Annotated in this window: 18 protein-coding genes; all 18 read right to left on the reverse strand. The window is 63.6% G+C overall.

What is annotated here, in order from left to right; all coding sequences use genetic code 11:
- Positions 1-30: 30 nt before the first annotated feature.
- Positions 31-1671: an ABC transporter substrate-binding protein gene (locus HPY55_01650; protein ID NPV69333.1), complete on the reverse strand. Its 1641-nt coding sequence runs from the start codon at positions 1669-1671 to the stop codon at positions 31-33.
- Between the two features lie 138 nt (positions 1672-1809).
- Positions 1810-3504: a hypothetical protein gene (locus HPY55_01655; GenBank protein ID NPV69334.1), complete on the reverse strand. Its 1695-nt coding sequence runs from the start codon at positions 3502-3504 to the stop codon at positions 1810-1812.
- A gap of 15 nt (positions 3505-3519) precedes the next feature.
- Entirely contained in the window at positions 3520-3891 is a 372-nt protein-coding gene (locus tag HPY55_01660; protein ID NPV69335.1) for a trypsin-like peptidase domain-containing protein, read from the reverse strand.
- 32 nt (positions 3892-3923) lie between these two features.
- Positions 3924-4097, reverse strand: coding sequence for a hypothetical protein (locus HPY55_01665; protein NPV69336.1), 174 nt, complete (start codon positions 4095-4097; stop codon positions 3924-3926).
- A 356-nt stretch (positions 4098-4453) separates the two neighbouring features.
- A complete protein-coding gene (locus HPY55_01670) occupies positions 4454-5461 on the reverse strand; it encodes a 2-oxo acid dehydrogenase subunit E2 (GenBank protein ID NPV69337.1) in 1008 nt (335 codons plus the stop codon).
- 21 nt (positions 5462-5482) lie between these two features.
- Entirely contained in the window at positions 5483-6484 is a 1002-nt protein-coding gene (locus tag HPY55_01675) for an ATP-NAD kinase (GenBank protein NPV69338.1), read from the reverse strand.
- Between the two features lie 29 nt (positions 6485-6513).
- Positions 6514-7482 carry an alpha-ketoacid dehydrogenase subunit beta gene (locus HPY55_01680; protein NPV69339.1) on the reverse strand — a complete coding sequence of 323 codons (969 nt, stop codon included), beginning with the start codon at positions 7480-7482 and terminating at the stop codon, positions 6514-6516.
- Positions 7483-7545: 63 nt separating this feature from the next.
- Positions 7546-8475, reverse strand: coding sequence for a thiamine pyrophosphate-dependent dehydrogenase E1 component subunit alpha (locus tag HPY55_01685; protein NPV69340.1), 930 nt, complete (start codon positions 8473-8475; stop codon positions 7546-7548).
- Positions 8476-8530: 55 nt separating this feature from the next.
- Entirely contained in the window at positions 8531-9067 is a 537-nt protein-coding gene (locus HPY55_01690) for a hypothetical protein (protein NPV69341.1), read from the reverse strand.
- A gap of 21 nt (positions 9068-9088) precedes the next feature.
- Positions 9089-11089, reverse strand: a complete 2001-nt coding sequence (locus tag HPY55_01695; GenBank protein ID NPV69342.1) for a sigma-54-dependent Fis family transcriptional regulator — start codon at positions 11087-11089, stop codon at positions 9089-9091.
- A gap of 343 nt (positions 11090-11432) precedes the next feature.
- Positions 11433-12086 carry an endonuclease III domain-containing protein gene (locus tag HPY55_01700; protein ID NPV69343.1) on the reverse strand — a complete coding sequence of 218 codons (654 nt, stop codon included), beginning with the start codon at positions 12084-12086 and terminating at the stop codon, positions 11433-11435.
- Positions 12087-12220: 134 nt separating this feature from the next.
- On the reverse strand, positions 12221-14080 hold the full coding sequence (locus HPY55_01705; GenBank protein NPV69344.1) for an ABC transporter ATP-binding protein: 1860 nt from the start codon (positions 14078-14080) through the stop codon (positions 12221-12223).
- Positions 14077-15885, reverse strand: coding sequence for an ABC transporter ATP-binding protein (locus HPY55_01710; GenBank protein ID NPV69345.1), 1809 nt, complete (start codon positions 15883-15885; stop codon positions 14077-14079). The genes HPY55_01705 and HPY55_01710 overlap by 4 nt, the downstream gene beginning before the upstream one ends.
- Before the next feature lie 39 nt (positions 15886-15924).
- Positions 15925-17052 (reverse strand): aminotransferase class I/II-fold pyridoxal phosphate-dependent enzyme, encoded by a 1128-nt coding sequence (locus HPY55_01715; GenBank protein ID NPV69346.1) that lies wholly within the window; start codon positions 17050-17052, stop codon positions 15925-15927.
- A gap of 78 nt (positions 17053-17130) precedes the next feature.
- Positions 17131-18150 carry an alpha-hydroxy-acid oxidizing protein gene (locus HPY55_01720; GenBank protein NPV69347.1) on the reverse strand — a complete coding sequence of 340 codons (1020 nt, stop codon included), beginning with the start codon at positions 18148-18150 and terminating at the stop codon, positions 17131-17133.
- 147 nt (positions 18151-18297) lie between these two features.
- The gene (locus tag HPY55_01725; GenBank protein NPV69348.1) at positions 18298-18702 is read right to left on the reverse strand and encodes a DUF126 domain-containing protein; all 405 of its coding nucleotides are present in this window, start codon (positions 18700-18702) and stop codon (positions 18298-18300) included.
- Between the two features lie 64 nt (positions 18703-18766).
- Positions 18767-19975 carry a DUF521 domain-containing protein gene (locus tag HPY55_01730; GenBank protein ID NPV69349.1) on the reverse strand — a complete coding sequence of 403 codons (1209 nt, stop codon included), beginning with the start codon at positions 19973-19975 and terminating at the stop codon, positions 18767-18769.
- Positions 19976-20000: 25 nt separating this feature from the next.
- On the reverse strand, positions 20001-21662 hold the full coding sequence (gene hutU / locus HPY55_01735; protein NPV69350.1) for a urocanate hydratase: 1662 nt from the start codon (positions 21660-21662) through the stop codon (positions 20001-20003).
- Positions 21663-21802: the final 140 nt, after the last annotated feature.

Here is a 21802-nt window from a genome sequence, read left to right on the forward strand (position 1 = left end):
CGGGTCGCCCGCCCCTACCTGTTGTGCTGTTCACTCCCGGTAAGCGTCGTAGAAGAACAGCACGTGCGGGTACGCAGGGTTGTCACGCACCCCTTTCAGGTTCGCGATCTTCGGCCGCACGTACTGGAGGTCCGCTACCCACGCTGCAGGAGCGTCCTCGATCAGGGTCTTCTGAGCCTGGCTGTACAGCGAGATCGCCTTCGCGCGATCGGCGCCTGCAACACTGTTGGCCTCGTCGATAAGCCGGTCGAACTCGCGGCTCTTGTAGTAGGAGAGGTTGAACACTATCTCTTTCTCCGAGTGGAATACCGCGTTCAAGAAGCTGTATGGGTCGGCCAAGTCGGGCCACCAGTAGAACAGGAAGATGTCCTGCCTGTCCTTCGGCTGCTTTGCCTTGCCCATCTCCCACTGGGCATCCCACGGCATACCGCGGATGTCCATCTGGATGTTGAGCTTCGCCAGCTCGGATTTCATCAACTCGGCAACCTGGCGCTCCTTTTCGTCGCCGCCCACGTACGTCAGGACGATCTTGAAGCCGCCGTTCGGATACCCCGCCTTCGCCAGCAGCGACTTAGCCTTCTCCAGGTCATAGGCATACTGCGGCAGACTGTCGTCGTGCCCCCAGAGCCCTTGGGGGACCGCACCCTTCGATTGTGTGGCGTAGCCGTGGAACACGTGCTTCACGATGTCGTCGTATGGGATGGCGTACGATATGGCCTGGCGAACCAGTTTGTTGTTGAGGGGAGGCTTATCCATGTTGAAGAGTGCCATCAGCATCTGATAGCTGGGAGTCGTCAGGATCTCGATCTTGGGGTTGTTTGCGAGCGCCCCGATGTCCTCGAACGGCATCTCGTTGCAGTAGTCGGCCTGGCCGGATTCGAGCATCTGCCTGCGGGTGGAAGGCTCGGGCACCATCTTGATGATTGCCTTGTCGAGGTGGTTGCCGCTCCATCCTCGCCAGTAATCGTTGAACCTGGTCATGACGACCTCGTCACCGCGTTTCCAGCTCTCGACCTTGTACGGTCCGGTCCCGCAAGTGTTGCCCTGGCCGAACCAGTCTGTCCCAAACTCTTTCGCATGCTTTGGGCAGTACACGAAGGCCGAGTAGCCGGCAGCCGCGATGAAGTCGAGGGGCGCGGGCACCTTCAGGTGGAATTCCACGGTGTTTTCATCGGGGGTCTTGATCTCCTTTACCTGGCTCCATATGAACGAAGCGCCTTTGCCGCGTTGAATCGTGCGGTCTATCGAGTACTTTACGGCGGCAGCGTTCATCGGCTCACCGCAATGGAACTTGACCCCTTTCCGAAGATTGAACGTCCATACGAGGCCGTCCTTGGATACCTGGTAGTTCTCCGCCAGCACCGGGACGAACTTCTTGGTAGCCGGGTCGAACTGGATCAACTGCTCGTAGGCGTTGTTCATCACGATGATCTCGTTGGAGAACACGTCCGCCGGATCCCAGAAGATGACCGGTTCACTGTGGTACGCATAGACGGCGATCTGCGGCACCTTGGGGGCTACGGCAGGGGTTTTCGGTTCTTCCGCCGGCTTCTTCGGCTCCCCGGCAGGCTTGTCACTCCCTCCACAACCGCCCAGTCCCAAGACAATGGCCAGGACCAGCAACGACGCCAGAATACGAACCGCCGGTCGTCTCCAAACTGGCCGCTCCATTTTGTCTATCCCCCTCCGCCCAGGAAGTGTAATCAGGCTAGACACAATATTGGAGCGGCGCCTGCGACCTCCTTTGTTGCTGCCGACAATAATGGGGCTGCCGTTTGTGGAGATCTCTAACGGCGGTCCGGTATTCTGTCAATGGCCGGCGGCGTCCAGCAGCCGTCCGATCTTGAGGCATATCTCGATCTCAAAACGCCTCGGCCCCTGGCACGGGTCGTACCCGAGGATGGTCGTTACCCTCTTCAACCTGTACCTGACGGTGTTCTCGTGGACTGCGAGCTTGAGCGCGGCCTCCCTTGTGTTGCCGCACTCGAACACGGCCTCGAGTGTATGGATGAGTCCAGGCCCATCCGCGCCGGAGGTCTCCACCTTGCCGAGCACGCGGTCGTATTCGCGGCGCAGTTCTCCCACAGATCTGTCGGCGAGAAACCGGTACACTCCGAGGTCGGCGTATTTGACGGTGCGGCCATCGCCGAACAGCCACCTGCCCATTTTGAGGGCCTTGCAGGCGGTGTGGTAGCTGTCGGCTATCTCGGGCGCCTTCGCTCGCGGGTCACCTACCCCGGCCGAGACCGCGCGCCCGCCCATTTCCGCAGCCATCGTGGAACGCAGTGTCTCGCCGAGGCTCGCCCCGTATTCCAGGACCTGCTCATTGTCCCACTGCCCACCGCGCGCGAACCCTACCAGCACAACCACCTGGCAGTCGCGGACCATCAGGTAGCTCTCGGGCGACAGCTGTCGCAGGCGCGTGCCCACTCTCTTGACAGCACGCTCGAAAGACTCCCGGTCGGGCCCCGGAAGCCAGTACTCAGGCCCATTCCCGTTCGACTGCCGCGACGCGCCGGCGTCCAGCACGACCGCAACCCGTTTGCTCCTGAGCTCGAGTTTGAGCCCATCAGCCCGCGGCAGTAGTTCCTCCTCGCTGCGAAACGCCCCCTGGAACACCTCCTCGAGCAGGTCTCTTTTCAGCCCCTCTTCCGCGTCCTGGATAGTAAGCCGCCGGATTAGGTCCAGGGCTGCCACGACGCTGGCATGTTCCAGCGCGAGAAGTTGCCACGGCTCATGAGGGCTCCCGAGCGAGTAGCTGATCACCGCTCCCCTGGGATGCCCACGTACCAGGACTGGAACGACGACCTCCTCCACGGTAACGTCCCTGCTCCCACCGCACTTGAATGCGGTCACAGACGGAGTGAAGTCGCGGAGCGCGTGAAGGCGGGCCTCCCCCTGGACCTTCCAAAATGCCTGCCAGGACCTTGTCTGCGTGGCGGGGATCTCCACAACCACGTCGCCTTCATCCTCGCCCACCACGACCACCGCCATCCCCGTAGAATTGGCGAACGAGCGGAAGACCCGCCTGAGGTCAGTCCCGACGAGGAACATATCCATCAGATGCCTGCGCAACTCGTCAGCACGGCGAAAGACCATGAAGTGCCTGTCGAGTATCGCCTCCATCAGGGGCCCGACCACGTCCATGTGGCCCAGGTCCGGAGGGAGCTCGAACAGGGGAAAATCCTCCTCGTCGGCCGCGGCAATGGCTGCGTTGGGGACGCTTATGAAGCATTCACCCGTGAACACTCCCAGGCCAGCGCTTCCCTTGCGTTTGAGCAGGCGGATAAGGAAGGGCAAGGATCCCGGTGAATCGCGAAAGGCATACAGGGATGAAACCATGAAAAGGCCGGGGCGTATCCAGCGCTCCACATTGGGGATTTCGAGTACGTCCACCCAGCTGACGGTCCCGCTCATCCCCCGGCGCCCCGCAACCAGGCGGCCTCGCTTTAACCCGCCGATGTTCGCCGCTTCTGCCAACGGTATGCCGATATCACGAACCAATCCCCGGGCCTCCGCTCAAAGGAGTGTTTGCATAATTCGACGTTTTCTGTGCCCTTTGGGGAGAGGGTTCGACTTTCCAGGACCTGGTCCCTCCTGGCCAATCTCGCGCAAACCGCTAATTATGCCGTCGGACACCGTACCCTTCAATAACCCCCGCGGATTCCCGACCGCGACGATTCTCTCGCCAACCTTGAGCTGGCTGGAATCGCCCAGCTCCGCCGGCTCAAGCGGTTCTCTTGACTTCAGCAACGCGAGGTCCAGCGGGTCATCCTTCCCAACGATTCCGTCCACGAAGAACCGGGTGTTCTTGTAGTCCGTCACGGCTATGTAAGCCGCGCCCTGGATCACATGGGCGTTTGTGAGAATCAGGTCTCTGCCAACGGCCACTCCGCTGCGCCCGCGCCACAATCTAGGACCTGCTAGGACCTGCCCAGCCATGTGGCCAGGCCCAGCAGGAACAGGCATCCGGCGATTATCGTGATCCCTATCGGGACGGGGTCGGTCTGTCTGGTGATTATCCAGCCGACCACCGCGAACACCACGACCGCCATACACATGAACGCGTACCTGGCGATCTTCTCGTCCTTCCTCAAGAATCCGCTCCCGCCTTTCTTTCGCAACACAGTACCCGGATCCGGCAAGACAGTGTCGGTTACCCACAATGACATAAGTAGAGACAAAGGTGCTGCCAAGGATGCAGCCGAAGATGCCGTCGCCGGTGCTGTTGCTGGCGTTACGGGGATGCCCGCCGCGTTGACATATTCCGGGGTATCGTTCAAGGTGAGGGGTCAGGATTCCTGCCAGGCGCGGGCGCCACAGCGGCGGGAAGTTGCCTGTCTTTCCAGTTCCACCACTTGAGAAGCTCGGGATCGTGCTCAGACCGGGAGGCGTAGTACACGGCAGCGCGGAATACAACCGTGACGGTATCCGGCTCATGACTCGGACAACATCATTTCAGGCTATCTGGGTCCTCGAGGAGCGCCTTGACCCGTCCGAGAAAACGAGCGGCCACCGCGCCATCGACCACCCTGTGGTCGAACGCCAGAGTCAAACTCATGGACTGCTCTTCCTCAAGTGCCCCGTTGCGCACGACGGGTTCGGGTCGAATCTCGCCCACGGCAAGGATGGCGCACTCCGGCTGGTTGATGATCGGCCCGAACGACTCTACGCCGAACATCCCCAGGTTGCTCACGGTGAAGGTGCCACCTGAGATGTCATCCGGATCGAGGCTTCCAGCCCGCGCAGCCTGAACGAGCCGCCTCGACTCCCGGGCGATCTCTCGCAGCGACTTCGCGCCGGCACCCTTGATCACGGGGACGATGAGCCCGTCCTCGAGCGCCACAGCGATACCCACATTCACAGCGGGGTGGAGCAATATGGCGTCACCGTCAAACGACGAATTGAGCACGGGGTACTCTGACAGGGCCCGCGCGGTAAAGAACACTACTAAGTCGTTCACCGAGACCCTCTCACCGTCCGGACACGACGAGTTGACGGCGGCCCTGAATCGAAGGGCGTTTTCCATGTTCACCTTCACGGTGACCCACGAGTGCGGGACCGTCGTCCAGCTCTTCACCATGCGCTCGGCTATTGTCCGCCTCATGACCCCGAGGACTTCGCGGCGCGCCGGCGTCCCTACGTCGCCTTGCCCTCCGAGCGCGTCTTCCGGCGTCACCGGCGCTGCCCCGGCCACATCGGATGTGACCTGCGTACTGCCTGAGGCCACATCCTCCAGGTACCCGATTAACGACGCAACCGGAACAACGGAATCCGGCGGCGACACAATGCGCAACGCCCCATCCGCCGGCGCCTCCACCTCGTTGACGATCTTGTCGGTGGCCACTTCAACCACCGGCTGCCCCTTCCGGATAGTCTGACCGTCCGCCGCCAGCCACTGGACGACACGGCCTTCAGTCATGGTCAAGCCGAGCTTCGGCATGATGATCTCCGTTCGCATCAGTCCATCGCCACCTTTGGGTTATACGCTGAACAGGCCGGATTGCTGCGCCTCGAGCAGCGCCCCGGCGATGTCCACCACGAGAGGGCCTTCGAGCGACAACTCCACTTCGAGACGACCCCCGCCTTTGATCAAACGTTCGCGCTCTCCGTCGAACGCTGCTGCGCACGGCCCGCGTCCTGCGGACACCCGCCCCGCGGGTCCTATTTCAGTCCATCCCGCTATGCGCACTTCCTCGATTAAACCCGGGCCCACCGGCGCCCGGACAGTCGCGCAACAGGGGGCTCCAGGACCGGCGAGGCGCAGGTGGACCGCCCTGGACTCGTAGCGCCCAAATGGCTTGAAACAACCTGCGATAGCCGACAGCCCAATCGCGGCCGGCTCGCCGATGGCGCATATCACGTCCCTGACGTGCCCCATGTCCCACAGCGCCCTGGCCCCAACGAACTGGTCGTCCGTCAGCGCAATGTCAACGAGCGCGAAATCCCCCAGAGTCCCGTCAACGTACAGGAGGAGGCGTTTGGCCCTGCGGTATGCAGTGGACAGGCCGCGTGCGACTGCTCCCGCAGCGATGCCCGCGGTCGTTCCCTCAACCATGGCTGGGAACACGTTGTTAGTCCCCGTCGACACCGGGACCAGGGGGACATCGCCGCAACCCCTGGAGACGGCCCTGCACGTGCCGTCCCCACCCAGTACAACGATGGCTCCACAACCGTTCGAACGCATGATGGATGCAGCGGTGGTGGAATCGGAGCTCCCCTCGCCTATGCGCATTTCGAGAAATCGCACACGGGCGCGCAAACCTCTTCTCCCAATGCCGCCCAGGGCCTTATCCCCGACCCCGAACGTGTCCGGCATAATCAGGACCTCATTCACCCCCGCGGCATCCAGCCCGAGGAGGATCCTCCTGAGGATGTTCGCTTTCTCCAGGTTGTCGAACACCGAACCGTATGCCACAAGGCGCCGGACGTCTTTCCCGGAAGCAGGGTTCGCGATTATCCCAACACGGGCCTCCGATTCCACCACGTCATTCCCCCGGAGCCCCTGCTGCGTCAGGCGGCCATTACCTTGCGGACAGCCCCCGTTATGTCGGCTTTGCCGGGTAGCACGAACTGCTCGAGCACGGGGCTGAACGGCACCGGTACCGCCTTCGCTCCGACGCGAATAATGGGGGCCTTGAGCGAACCTGCGGCCTTCTCGGCGATGATCGCGGCGACTTCCGCCCCGAAGCCGCACCTTGCCACTGCCTCGTGGGCGATGGCCACTCTTCCGGTCTTACGGACGGAAGCGAGTATGGTATCCTCGTCCAAAGGTACCAGCGTCCTCGGGTCCACGACCTCAACGCTGATACCGTCCTTCTCAAGGTCGGCGGCAGCCGCCACGGCGTGGTTGACCATGATCGAGGTCGCTACTACGGTTACGTCGGAGCCCTCGCGCTTCACGCAGGCCTTCCCCAGCGGTATCGTGTAGCTTCCTTCAGGCACGGGACCTTTCGAGCTATACAGCACTTTATGTTCGAAGAACATGACAGGGTTGTCGTCCCGGATCGCCGAGATCAGCAGCCCCTTTGCGTCGGCGGGATTTGACGGCATCGCGACCTTCAGGCCGGGGATATGCGCAAACCACGCCTCCAGGCTCTGGGAGTGCTGCGCCGCCGCGCATATGCCGCCGCCGATGGGGGACCGGACCACTATCGGCAGTCGCGCCTTGCCACCGAACATGTACCTCATCTTCGCCGCCTGGTTCACCAGCTGATCCATACACACGGTGAGGAAGTCGCAGAACATTATCTCCGCAACGGGCCTCATGCCGGTCGCTGCCGCTCCCACGGCCGTGCCGATGATGGCTGTCTCCGAAATCGGTGTGTCGCGGACTCTGTCCTCACCGAATTCCGTCCAGAGGTTCCCGGTTACACCGAAGCACCCGCCGAATCTGGCCACGTCCTCTCCCAGAACGAACACCGACGGGTCGCGCCGCATTTCCTCCCTCAGCGCATCGCGTACCGCCTCGGCGTACGTCATCTCCCGCGGCGCGGCCTGGCCGGCGGTCTCCTGGCATGCGTATTCGTGCACAACAAACCCTCCTCAAGCGAAAAGGTCTTCGAGGGCTTCCTCGGGCGAAGGGAACGGGCTCTCCGCCGCGCACTTCACCGCGTCCTCGACTTCGGCCTCGGCTCCGGACTGGATGGAGGCGGCTTCCTCCGGCGAGAGAGCCTCCATTTCGAGGAGGCGGCCATTGAACGCGAGGATGGGGCACCTCCGCTTCCACTCCTCCAGCTCTTCTACCGACCGGTAAAGCGTCGGATCACCCTCAAAATGACCCTTCCAGCGGTACGTCTTGCACTCCAGGAGCGTCGGGCCGTCTCCGGCCCTGGCCCGGCCGATCGCTTCTTTGGCGGCCTCGTATACGGCCATAACGTCATTGCCGTCGACTGTCACACCCGGGATCCCGTACGCCCCCGCCCTGTCCGCCACGTCGGCCACCTTCTGATGACGGGACTGGTGCATTGAAATGCCGTACAGGTTGTTTTCACAAACGTAGACCACGGGAAGATTCCATATCGAAGCGATGTTCAATCCCTCGTGGAAGGTCGTCTGGTTCGATGCGCCGTCACCGAAGAAACACACAGTCACCTGGTCGGTCCCGCGCATCTTCGCGGACAGGGCGGCGCCGGCCGCGACCGTCAGGCCGCCGCCGACTATACCGTTGGCGCCCAATATCCCGATGTCAACATCGGCGATGTGCATTGAGCCGCCCTTGCCCTTGCAGTACCCGCTCTTGCGGCCGAACAACTCGGCCATCATGGCCTTCATGTCCCCGCCCTTGGCAAGGCAGTGACCGTGTCCCCTGTGTGTGCTTGTTATGTAATCGGACGGTTTCAGGTTCGAGCATACGCCCACTGCCGTCGCCTCTTCGCCTATGTACAGGTGGACGAAACCCGGGATCTTGCCCTGTGCGAATAGCTCGCCGACCCTCGTTTCGAAAGCGCGGATCCTCACCATTTGCCTGAACATCTCGAGCAGGAGACTGCGATCCAAAGTCTTAACCCCCCTTGCGCCGGGCCCCCGCTCACACGTCGACCATCACGGTCAGTGCGGCGTTTGCCACGAGAATCTCGTCGGAGCCGTCGTCCAACCCCGGGATCGCGATGCCCCGTGCGGTCATACCACCCTCGACGGCTCGCAGCGTCTTCTTGCCGTAAGGGATGGCGCCGAAGACCTCGGCTTCCCGCACCATGCCGGGGTGGGGGACGGCCACGACAATGTCCACCACCATGTCATCCAGGTTTTGGAGCCCAACCACCTCCCTCAGCCCAACGATACATACCTTCGAGACAGCGTCTTTGACAGCCTTGACCGCCGCTTGTGTGGGATCCTGACCGTGCTGGTCCACCCCCGATCCGATCTCGACCAACAGTCTCTTGAGCAACGCTTGACCCCTCCTGAGGAATACCTGTATGCAAGACCCATGCCCGGAACGGGCCTGACAAGACCGCTGCACGGACGACTCAGGGAAGACAAGGCGACCGGCTATTGCTCCACGACGGAGCACGCCGGTCGCCTGGACAGGGCAGGCGCTGTTCCAGAGTGGACCACACAGTACCATTCTGGAACAGCTGCCGGGGAACTATCTTCCTTGCGCCTGCTGAGTGTTCACCCCCCAGTCCCGCAATCGCCGGTAGAGTGTGTTCCTCCCAATGCCGAGCGTGCGGGCTGCGCGTGATATGTTCCCGCCGCTTTTATCCAGGGCATCCATTATGACCTCCTTTTCGACTGCCTTCAGACGCAGGCCCTCGTCAGGCCCCGTTATTCCCTGGGCTTTACTCGTTTCCTTGCCTGAGGCGGCTACGCGAAGGGGGTCCGGCAGATGCTCCATCCTGATAACGTCATTGGCGAGACACGCCGCTCTCTCAAGCGTGTTTTCCAGCTCCCTTACGTTGCCCGGCCAGGTGTATGCAAGCAGGATCTCCATCACACCGGCCTCCAGCTCGAGGGCGCGCTTGCCCAGCCGCCCCGTGAGATCTTTCAGGAAATGATTGGTGAGCACCGCTATATCCTCGGGCCGCTCCCTCAAAGCCGGCATCCGTATGGGCATAACATTTAGCCTGAAGAACAGGTCCTTCCGGAAATCCCCCCGGGCCGCCGCTTCGGCAAGGTCAACGTTGGTAGCCGCGATCAGGCGTACGTCGACCGGGGTCTCGTCGTGGCTGCCGAGCCTGGCGACCTTCCGCTCCTGGACGACCCTCAGGAGTTTCACCTGCATTTCTAAAGGCATCTCCGCAATCTCGTCGAGGAACACGGTTCCGCCGTCGGCCAGCTCGAACTTCCCCGGCCTGCCCTCGCGCCTTGCGCCGGTGAACGCGCCCCCCTCGTAACCGAACAGTTCGCTCTCGATGAGTTCGCGCGGGATGGCCCCGCAGTTAAGAGCCACGAAAGGCCCGCGCGCCCGCTGGCTGGCGTTGTGGATCGCCTGGGCTACCATCTCTTTCCCAGTTCCCGTCTCTCCCGTAATAAGGATGTTCAGCGGCGTCGCGGCAGCGTGTCTGGCCAGGGTTACCGCACTCTTCACGGCGTCCGAACAGTACACGAGATCGTCGAAGGAGAAGGTGGCCTTGTGCCCAGCGATCTTGTGGACGAGTCTGTGCACTCCCTTGGCCTCCCTCAACGTCATCACCATGCCAGGGGCGCTTGCCTCCGAACCCATGATGGCCCTGGCGCTGCTGGTGCAGTACACCTTGCCGGCAGGCGTCACGACAAGGGCCTCCTGGTCTGCGTATTCGCGGCGCTGCAAGAGACTTCGGGCCACCGGGTTCGACTCGTCGAAGAACGAGATTATGGGGCGGCCCAGGATATCCGTCTCGGACCTCCCCAGAAGCCGGGCCGCGGCTGCGTTAACCTGCTTGACGACGCCGCCGGAATCCACGGAAAGCACACCCTCGGAAATGGACGAAAACGTGGCGCGGAACGCCCTGTTGCTGATCTCCACCTCGCGGACGGCCGCTTCCCACCTCAGCTGATTCTCGATGGCCCGGGCAGCCGCCATGACCATTCCGAGGGTATGCGGGTGCACCAATTCGCACGGCCCCGTCATGTCGAGGACCCCAATGAACCTGCCCGCCTGGTCGTGGACCGGGGCGGCCGAACATGTCCATGGGTGGTGGAGTGAGCAGTAATGCTCCGCACCGCAGACCTGCATGGGGGCGTCAATCGCCAGCGCAGTGCCGATGGCGTTGGTGCCGACCGCCTGCTCGTTCCATCTCGCGCCGGGCACAAAGTTGAGTTCGCCGGCACGTCTCGAAACCGCGGGGTCGCCCACCACTTCGAGGAGGACGGGCTCGTCGTCCGTCAATACCACGATGAAACCCGCCCCGGCAACGCGGTAGAGATCCTCCATGAACGGCCTGGCGATGCTGATGAATTGCCGGTTGGCCTCGATCTTGGCGCGAAGAACCGGCTCGTCCACCACCGGGCCGGTGCCGCCGTAGGGGTTGACTCCGTACGATCTGCACCTCAACCACGATGCGAGGATTCCTTCTTTGACCTTCGGGCCGGGCATGACGTTCCGGTTTACGAACCCCTCCCACGCATGGAGCACGGGGTCCGGTCGGGGCGCACCGATGCCGGCCATGGTGGTCCCTCCTGGGTTACATACTGGCGCACCTGCGGTACTGAAAGGGCTTCAACTGACCTGTGGAAGCATGTTTGGTGAGCATCGCGTTTGAACGAGGCAATTCAGTCACGTTGCGGGGAGTCTTCGACGGTCGAATTGCAGATCCTGCCAGCCAGCCGGTATGCGCCGGACTCCGGTCAGGCCGGCAACGTCATAAGGCCTCCAACCTGCGATTTGATGGAGGAGGCGGACCAGGTCGGGAGCCTTTACGTACCACCAGGGCACATTGGCCCAGGCCGCTCTGTGGTACACGACCGAGTAACGCAAACCGCCTCATACCATTATCCCGCCCTCATCGATTTCATCTCAGCGGGCACTCTCCGCACGCCGGTCCCCGCTTCGTACAGTAATGCTTACCAAGGTGTACCAATAGCGCGTGGTACTCGTTGAACATGCGCGGGTTCGCAGGCAGGTTATTCATGAACAGCGCGCGGACGTCTTCATACGCCGCGTCCGGCGGGACCAGGCCCAGCCTGCTGAGCACCCGGACTGTGTACGCGTCCACGACGAACGTCGGGAGGCCGCCGGCGTAGAGCATGATCGAGTCCACCGTCTCGCGGCCGAGGCCCCACACCGCGAGCAGCTCGCCCCTGAGCTCGCCGGCGGGCGTCGCGAACATCCGGATGAGGCTGCCGCCGTGCCTACCCCAAAAGTATTCGAGGAACGACTTGAGCTTCTTCACCTTCTGCCGGTAGTAACCCGTCGGGCGAACGAGGGGTTCGATCTCCTCGTTGGGTGTTACGAACAGGCCGCGCGGGTCGAGAAGTCCCGCCTGTTTGAGATTGGCTATCGCCTGGGCAACGTTTGTCCAGGACACCGACTGGGTTAGGATGGCCCCTACGATCACCTCGAATGGCGTCTCCGCAGGCCACCAGCGTTGCGGGCCGAAACTCGCGTGCAGCCGGTCGTACATCTCGCTCAGTGCTCGACCCGCGGCGTTGCTTCCAGCGCCCATCGTGTCGCCCGCCACCCCGCTCTCAGCGCCTTCAAAAGCGCCGCCCGCCGCGCACCACCGGCGACGGCACGGCGCCGTCACGACGGCCGGCGCATCGGCGGTCTTCGCCTTTCGTGCCGCTCGCGCCGTCAACGTCATCCGGTTGCCCCCTCCACCTGCCGCGCCCACAGCCTCCTGTAGACGCCGTCCTTCTGCAACAGCGCCTGGTGCGTTCCCTTCTCGGCGACCGCCCCGGAGTCGATCACGTAGATCACGTCCGCGTCCATGATCGTGGTCAGCCTGTGTGCGATGACGACCGACGTCCTACCCCTGAACACCGCCCGCATGGCCTTCTGGATCATCGCATCAGTCACGGGATCGACGCTGGACGTCGCCTCGTCCAGGATCAGTATCCGCGGGTCCGCGAGGAGCGCCCGCGCAAGGGCGACGAGCTGGCGCTGCCCCGGCGAGAATCTCACACCGCGCTCCATCACCTGCGTGTCAAACCCGTCCGGGAGTTCCCTGATAAAATCGAGGAGCCCAACCGCGCGCGCCGCCGCCTCGATCTCCCCCACAGTGGCGCCGGGCCGGCCGAAGGCAATGTTCTCCCCCACGGAGGCGGAGAACAGGAACCCATCCTGCGGTACGATGCCCATCTGCCTCCTGAGTGACGACTGCTTGACGCGCTTGAGATCCAGGCCGTCCGCGAGGATCCGGCCCGACACGGGGTCGTAGAACCGCGTCAGCAAGTTGATGATCGTCGTCTTGCCGGCGCCCGTTGCGCCGGCGATCGCCACCACCTGCCCGGGCTGCGCCTCCAGATTGACGTGGGAGAGCACGGGGTTTCCGGCCTCGTACTGGAACGTGACGTCCTCGAACACCACGTGCGCGCCGGGCACCAGCATACCGGCGGTGTTACCACCCGCAGCCTGCGCAACCTCCGCCCGTGGGTCCGGGAGCTCGACAGCATCCGGCGCGTCCACGACCTGCGGCCGTGCGTCCAGGAGCTCGAACACCCTCTGCGCCGACACGGCGGCAGACAGGAACATGTTGTACACTTGACTGATCTCACGGATGGGCATGAAGAAGCGCGTCACGTAGTTCACGAATGCGACCACGAGTCCCACCGTGATGTCCCCGCGACCCGAACGGATTCCCGCTATCCAGATGACGCCTGCAACGCCCAGCGCGCCGATGAGCTCGACCACCGGGAAGAACAGGTAGAAGAGCGTGGCCGCCCGCAGTCCGGCCCTCATCACACCGGCGTTGACCTGGTCGAACTGTTGCTCGTTGAACTCCTCGCGGCCGAACGCCTGCGCCACCCGCACCCCGGAGATGCTCTCCTGGATGTTGGCGTTTACGTCGGCGGCGCGCCTCCGCTGTTCGTGAAGCGCGCGGCTCATCGCGCCCTGGAATACGGTCACAAGCAGGACCAGCATTGGTACGGTGGTGAGCGCCACCAGTGCGAGGCGCCAGTTCATCGCCAGCATCGCGGCCGCGATCCCGGCGATGGTCAATACGTCCGATATCGTCGAAGTCAGCCCGCCGGATATCAGGTGATCCAGGGAGTCGATGTCCCCCATCACCCTGGACATCACTCGGCCGACCTGCGTGTTGTCGTAGAAGCTGATGCTCAGATCGTGGAGATGGTGGAACAGGTCGCGGCGTAGCCTGTACACCACGTCCTGGCCGATTTCCGTCATCAGGCGGCCCTGGCGGTAACCCGCGAACCAGCCCACTCCGGCTATGACCAGCATGAGCGCGGCGACGAGGCCGAGCCCCCTGAGATCGCCCCGCGCTATGAACCCGTCGATGCCCACCTTCGTGAGGTACGGTCCGGCGAGTGATGCCAGCGTGCCTATGACGACGAGCAGCGCCGCGACCAGCACCCCGTTCCGGTGAGGCCTGACGTACTTCCACAGACGCGCGACTGCCGCCTTGTTGACAGTCGAGAGAGATAGCCCTTCCTCGCGGTCCATCGCGCCGAAACGGCCGGGGCCGTGTCCCTGCATCACGGCCGCCCACCCCCTTCGCCGCCGCCGGCAACCGCGTCACTGCCGCCGGCCGCCGCACCGCCACCCGCGCCGGTCTCACCAAGCAGGTTCTGCTGGAATATCGACGCGTACAGCCCGCCCGCGGCGAGCAGGTCGTCGTGCGTGCCCTGTTCGGCTATCCTGCCCTGGTTCAGCACGAGGAGCCGGTGCGCGAGGCGCACCGTGGATAACCTCTGCGCCACTATGAAACACGTCCGGCCCTTCAGAAGTCGCGAGAAGGCGGCCTGTATCCGCGACTCGGTCTCGGCGTCGACGCTCGAAAGCGATTCGTCGAGGATGACGACGGGCGCCTTCATGAGGATGGCGCGCGCAATGGATACGCGCTGCTTCTGCCCGCCGGAGAGTCCGATGCCCCTTTCGCCCACCACCGTGTCGTAACCGTCCGGCAATCCTACGATGAAATCGTGAATTTGAGCCGCCTTCGCGGCCTCGATCACGTCCGCGAGGGGCGCGCCGGGCCGGCCGTAGCTGATGTTCTCTCTGATAGACGTCGAGAACAGGAAGACATCCTGGCTGACGACGGCAACCTGCCTGCGCAGGCTGTCCACCGTCACCTTCTTTATGTCGTGACCGTCGATTAGCACCCTGCCCGAGCTGGGATCGTAGAACCTGGGAATCAGGTTCACCAGCGACGACTTGCCCGACCCTGTCGGGCCGAGAATGGCCACGATCTCGCCGGGCGCGACGTCGAGGTCGATCGAGTCGAGGATGCGCTTGCCCTCGCGCTCGAACGTCACGTTCTCCACCCGTACAGATCCCCTCACGGGCGGGAGTGGTGTCGCCCCGGGGGCATCCACTATGTCAGAGCGGGTGTCGAGGATGTCGAATATCCTTTTGCCGGACGCCATCGCCATCTGGTACATCGCGATCACGAATCCGAACATCCTGACGGGCATCGTGATCTGCGACAGGTAGAGTCCCATGGCGGCGAGCGAACCGAGGCTCAACTTGCCGGCAAGCACGATGCTCCCGCCCACCAGGAGGGTGACAGCAGGGCCGATCGCGCTGAGAAAGTTCATGTAGTTGGCGTAGTAGGAGAGGGTCCTGCCGAGACGCACCTGCCGAACGTAGTTCTCGCGGTTCTCGCGGTCGAACCTCCCGATCTCGTGCTCCTCGCGGGCGAACGCGCGGACCACCCTCACCCCTGAAATGCTCTCCTGCAATACGGCGTTCATCTGCGCCTGCTGTTCCCTTATGCCCCCGAACTGCGGCCTCACGGAGCCCGAGAACCGGAGCACCGTGTACAACAGCACCGGCATGAACGCGAGGGACGCCGCGGCGAGAGTGGGGTGGATGTAAACCATCGCCATGAGCCCGCCGGCGAAGCCGAGGACGCCGCCGCCGATCCAGATGAACCCCATCCCGACAAACCGGTAAATGGAGTCGACGTCGCCCGTGAGTCGCGACATCAGTTCCCCCGTCCGCGCGCGGTCGTAGAAGGAGAAAGAGAGTTCCTGCAGGTGGCGGTACAGGTCGCCGCGCAACCTGTACGATACCTTTTGGGCGCTCAACTCCATCGTGTACCGCTGGACGAACATGGCCACCCCGCGGAGCACGGCGACTCCGACGATGGCGAGCGCTCCGGCCACCGCCACCCCTACCTGGCCCTGCCCGATGGCGGAGTCGATCGCCCAGCGCACCACCAGTGGCTGGACGAGGCCGAGGCCCGACACGGCCACGACCATCATCAATGAAACCGTGGCCAGGAACCAGTGTCCGGCCACGTAACGCATCAGTCTCAACAACGTGGGCGCCTTTGTTGCCATATCCTCACTTTCCGTCAGCGCGCCGGGGCCGTCTACCGGCTAACCGCGGCCCGCGTACCGCCTCGTAAAGCGCGTCAACCTGCGGAGTCCCTCCGCGAGCTTCTCCGTCGCGTATCCAAAGCCTATCCTGAAATGCCCCTCCGTGTCAAAACGCGAACCCGGCACCAGCAGGACGTCTTCCGCTTCGACCAGGCTCGAGCAGAACTCCTCCGACGAGGCGGGGAACTTGAGCCACGGGAAACACACTACCCCTTCGAGCGGGGGCACGAGCCCGATGATATCCACGTTTTCCTTCGCCCACTCCTCGAGGATCCCGGAGTTCTCCAGCGCGAGCCGCCTGTTCCTGGCAAGGACGCGATCTCGATTCTCGAGGACGACCTGCGCAACGACTTCGCTCCAGACCGGCGGACAAATCGAGACGTAGTCACGATGTTCGAGACACCTCCTCACGACCCCGGGGGTCCCGACGACCCACCCGATCCTGGCCCCTGAAAGACCAAACGCTTTCGACGTAGACCCGACAACGGTGGCCTCCGGCAGGAACTCCAGCGCGGACGGCGACGGTTCGCCGCCGTCCAGCCGCAGGCCACGGTATACCTCGTCACTGTGCACCGCGATGCCCCGCTCCGCCGCAAACCGGCACACATCCCGGATGAACTCCGGCTCGGGCGCGAACCCCGTGGGGTTGTGCGGGAAGTTCAACACGATGAGACGCGTCCGATCGTCAACGAGTTCCTTCAACTCATCGAGATCCGGCGCCCATCCGTTTTCCCTGCGCATCGGCCATTTCTTGATACTCGCTCCCAGCGAGGCCGGGATCTCGTGGAGCTGCTGGTAGGCGGGGTATACTGCGATAACCCCGTCCCCGGGTTCGAGTTGCGCGGCGAACGCCAGGTAGTTCGCTTCAATCGCCCCGTTGGTGACCATGACCGAGTCCTCGGATAACCCCGGGTATAGCGCCGCTATGGCGCGGCGCAGCGCGGGATTGCCGTTGCACTCGGTGTACCCGAGCGGCATACCTGCCGTTTCGGCTGCCAGGTCGCGGCCGGTGATTTGTCTGATCTCATCTACGGTGAGTGGCTTGATGCAGCTTTCGGCGATGTTCAGCCCCGTTGTGAATTCGTACTTGCCGAACCACCGCTCGACCCCGAACGGCCTCGGACGCATTGGAATCCCCCCAATATGCAGGCTTACCGCTGGCCGGACCGGCAGCGAAAAGCTCTCGTGACGTTCAGGATCGGTGCGTTATACCAGTACACCCGGGCCGACATCGGTCAGGCTGGCGCAACCCGTCATTATCATCGCGGTCCTGAGTTCGCTGCCCAGTTGTTCCATCTGGGCCTTCACGCCATCGACCCCACCGCCCACCGCAGCGACAGCCAGGGGCCTGCCGACGAGTACCGCATCGGCGCCGAGCGCGAGCATCTTCAGCACATCCGCGCCAGATCTCACGCCCCCGTCGGCCAGCACCAGAGTGCGACCGCGAACGGCCCGCGAGATCGCGGGTAGCACGTCGGCGGTGCCGGGCGTGTGGTCCAGCACACGGCCACCGTGGTTGGATACGACAATGGCAGCCGCTCCCGCCTCCGCAACGACTTCCGCCTCATCGACAGTCATCACGCCCTTGACAACGAATGGCAGCGACGTGCTGTCCACGAGCTCGGCTATCATCGCGGGCGACTTCGGCTCGACCTTCTGTCCCGTCAGCGTCATGTTTATGAACGCGGCCGCGTCCACGTCAACGCCGACTGCGACGGCGCCGGCCTCCTCCACCCGCTTCATCCGCTTGACGATCTCTTCTTGCACGCGGGGCTTCAGGATCACCATCCCGCCACCGCTCGATGCCAGCCGCTTTATCACCTGCAGGCCCGAGTCCAGAACCTGCGGGTCGCCGCCGTCGCCGCCCGTGCCGATGCTACCAGCAAGCGCGGGGCCGCATATCATCGCGTCAGCCAGCTCGAATTCGGTCAGCGCGCCAAGACGGTTGACCTTGACGCCGGCGACCGGCGCCCCCAGTATGGGAAAGGCCAGTCTCCTGCCGAAAAACATGAAGCCGGTATCGGGATCCCCGGCTTCGTGAAGCACACGCATGTTCAGTTTCAGCGACGCCAGCGCCGCAACGTTGTTGACGAACGAGGCCCCTGTCCCCACGCCGCCGAATCCCGGGACCTCGCCCCTGCAGGTCCTGCCGTCGCATACCCTGCACACGCGACAGGAGCCACTGAGCCGTTCCCTCGCCGCTTCCCTGATCTCGGCCAGAGTCATCATCCGCCACCTCCACGCGTTACGTGTGGGCCAAAGGCCAAACCAGGCTGAAGGTGGCGGGACCCGCTATTGGGCACCCGTCAAGGCCTGTCGTAATCCCGCCGAGCGCCCACCGCGCGCCCGTGGACACCCGTCAGGCAGCCGGGATCACGGCGCCTTCACGACCGTGATCGTCCCTTTTTCCGCGTCCACCTTCACTTTATCCCCGTTCTTCACAACGCGGTAGAACTCCTTGTCAACGCGGTCAACCATGGGAACCTCCATGATGATGGCGGACGCAACCAGGACCGTCTCCGGGTACTCGATAATCAGCGCGCTCGGGGAGTTTCCCTTCACGGCAAGCTGGTACATGCCGTCCGCCTGGACGACCGAACTCCCCTTGCCCCCGGGGAATACGAGCACCTTCCCCGCGACGCTCTCACCCTCTATAGAGTGGCCTTCCTCTATGACCTTCCCCGCGGTGGGGTCGGTGAGGTAAAAGCAGATGTTGTCGCTTGAGACCAGCGCATCTCCCTCAGCCACCCCGCGGCATATCGGATGGCACTCGAACACGTACGTCTGCGACCCCGCACCAAACGGCGCTCCCACACCGGTGCAGGCGCCCTGTCCGTTTCCGCTACTCACCGGCCTCACCCCTGATCGCCGCCTCGACGCACTCCCGTAGGCTGCGGATTATGAAGTCCATGCCGCGCCGTTTGGAGTAGTAGGCGCACTTGAACGACTCGGTGACGCCCACCTTGCCCGAGAGGTGGTGGAAGCAAGGCTGGTCCATGCAGGTCTGGTCGACTATGTGGCCACCCGCGCTCCTGATGATCTGCAAAAGACCCATCCGCCTGGCGAGTTCGAGCGTCGTGGAGGACGTCATGATCCAGAGCTCAGCCTTGAGCTTCTTCCTCTCGACCATTCTCGCGATCTCACGGACCTGCGAGATCGTGAAGTGCGGGCACCCGAACAGGGCGAAATCCACCTTCCCCGGCGGCTTCGAAATCGAATCGCGGGTCTCCTGGAGGTCCTCTCTGGTGATCACCACGCGCTGTTTCGGCGACCCACCCCCGAAGGCGGCCTCGACCGTCGGGGCCTCGGGTGTGACGCCGGCGACGTGGTACATGGGCACCGCGCCCGCGGTGTTAAGCTCCGCCCCCAGATTCATCAATCCCTCGGGGCTGGGAGTCCGCGGCATCCCAACGAACACCGGCACGCCATAGGCCACCTTGCGCGGCAGGCAATAGCCGAGCAGCCGGTAGTCGAAGTCGTCCTCGATCTCGGCCTGGACTTCGACCAGTACCTCGCCGCGCCGGTTTTCGTCAAGCAAGAGGCCGTATTCCGGGACCCTCCCCGTCACCGCTGCGCACAGCGCGCTCTGCGCGGCCTCGCGGTTCGTACGCGCGCCCCAGACGGAGTTTACGTACGGTGTCGCGCTGGACTCCGAGAACGCCACGATCTCGCCGAATCGCGGGATGTTGTCCATGAGGTACGGCGTGCAGCTATATGTCAGCAGCGCGCCCACCGCCTTGTACGCCCTCCTCGTGCGGGTGATTATCTCGACGTCCGCCTCCGAGAGGCTCGTTACCTCCTGGAAATACTCGAGGTTGAAGCCCGGGTTGATCGTCGGCGGGACGCGGCAGGTGGCGCCGCCTCCCACCAGCTTCTCGACGAACCACAGGTCGGCTTCCTGGTTGCTCAACGCCACGTGGGCGCGGCTCACCGGAACCATCCGCTCGGCGCCGAACGCCTCGCCGATGGCGACCTGTACCTTCATTGCCGTGGCGACGCCCGGCCCGTACTTGCCGTCCAGCATCGCCCTTTCTTCACCGGTCAGGTGCACGAGTCAGTCTCCCTTCAGCCTCCGCCTAGCGGAGCATCGGTATCTTGACGCCCCTCTCACGGGCCGCCTTCACCGCAATGTCATAGCCGGCGTCAACGTGGCGCGCGACGCCGGTCCCCGGGTCGGTGGTGAGTACCCTGCGGAGCTTCTCCTCCGCCGTGCTGGAGCCGTCGGCCACGACGACCATGCCCGCGTGGATCGAGTACCCGATCCCCACACCGCCGCCGTGGTGCACGGAAACCCAGCTTGCGCCGGCCGACGTGTTGACGAGCGCGTTCAAGATCGGCCAGTCGGCGATCGCGTCGCTGCCGTCCTTCATCGCTTCCGTCTCGCGGTTGGGCGAAGCGACGGAGCCGGAGTCGAGGTGATCCCTGCCGATGACTATCGGGGCCTTCAGCTCGCCCTTCCGGACCATCTCGTTGAACTTCAGGCCGGCCTTGCTGCGCTCACCGTACCCGAGCCAGCATATCCTGGCGGGCAGACCCTGGAAGCTGACCCTCTCCTTAGCCATCTTGAGCCAGCGCGCGAGCGCCTTGTCCTCGGGGAACAGGGCCAGGACAGCTTCGTCCGTCCTGTATATGTCCTCCGGGTCTCCGGAGAGCGCGACCCACCTGAACGGGCCCTTACCCTCGCAGAACAGGGGTCTTATGAAGGCGGGCACGAACCCCGGGAAGTCGAACGCGTTCTTGAGTCCGCGCTCCAGTGCCTGCTGCCGGATGTTGTTGCCGTAATCGAACACCACGGAGCCCTTCTTCTGCCAGTCGAGCATGGCGCGGACGTGAACGACCATGCTGTCCTTCGCGCGTTCGATGTACTGCTTCGGGTCCTTCACCCGGAGGTCAGCCGCTTGCGCGAGGGTCAGCCCCGCCGGCACGTAACCGCCCAGCGGGTCGTGGGCGGAGGTCTGGTCCGTCACGGCGCCGGGGACGATGCCACGCCTGACAAGCTCAGGGTGCACCTCGGCGGCGTTGCCCAGGAGTCCGATCGAAAGCGGCCGTCCGGCTGCCCTGGCCTCGTCAGCCATCCTGAGGGCCTCGTCTATGCTCGAAGTCATGACGTCGCAGTACCTGGTCTTGATGCGCCTTTCAATCCTGGAGGGGTCGACCTCAACGCATATCACGACGCCCTCGTTCATGGTGACGGCCAGGGGCTGCGCGCCACCCATGCCTCCCAGGCCAGCGGTGATGACGAGCCGACCCTTGAGCGTCCCGCCGAAATGCTGGCGGGCCATCTCCGCGAACGTCTCGTACGTGCCCTGCAGGATCCCCTGCGTTCCGATGTAAATCCAGCTGCCCGCAGTCATCTGGCCGTACATGGTGAGCCCCATCTTCTCGAGTTCCCAGAACTTCTCCCACGTGGCCCACGCCGGCACGAGCATGGAGTTGGAGATAAGCACGCGCGGCGCCGCCGGGTGAGTGCGAAACACCGCCACGGGTTTGCCTGATTGGACGAGGAGCGTCTCGTCACACTCGAGGTTCTTGAGCGTCTCGACGATCGCTTCGAAGCAATCCCAGTTCCTCGCCGCCTTACCGCGGCCGCCGTAGACCACCAGGTCCTCCGGCTTCTCGGCGACTTCCGGATCGAGGTTGTTACATATCATCCTCATGGCCGCTTCCTGTTCCCAGCCCTTGCACGAGAGCTGGCCGCCCCGCGGGGCCCTCACGGTGCGCGCTGCAGCAGTCGCCATTCTCAATCCCTCCCTGGAGTGGTTTATTCAACAAACAAAACAGGGGACTCCAATACCAGAGCCCCCTGTCGCCTTGTGTCTGAACGGGCTTTGTCGTCGTTACCTTTGGCTGTTCGCGTTGCCTGGACCTAGAGTGCCGT

The sequence above is a fragment of the Bacillota bacterium genome (genome assembly GCA_013178305.1).
In the GTDB taxonomy this organism is placed as follows: domain Bacteria; phylum Bacillota; class Sulfobacillia; order JABLXB01; family JABLXB01; genus JABLXB01.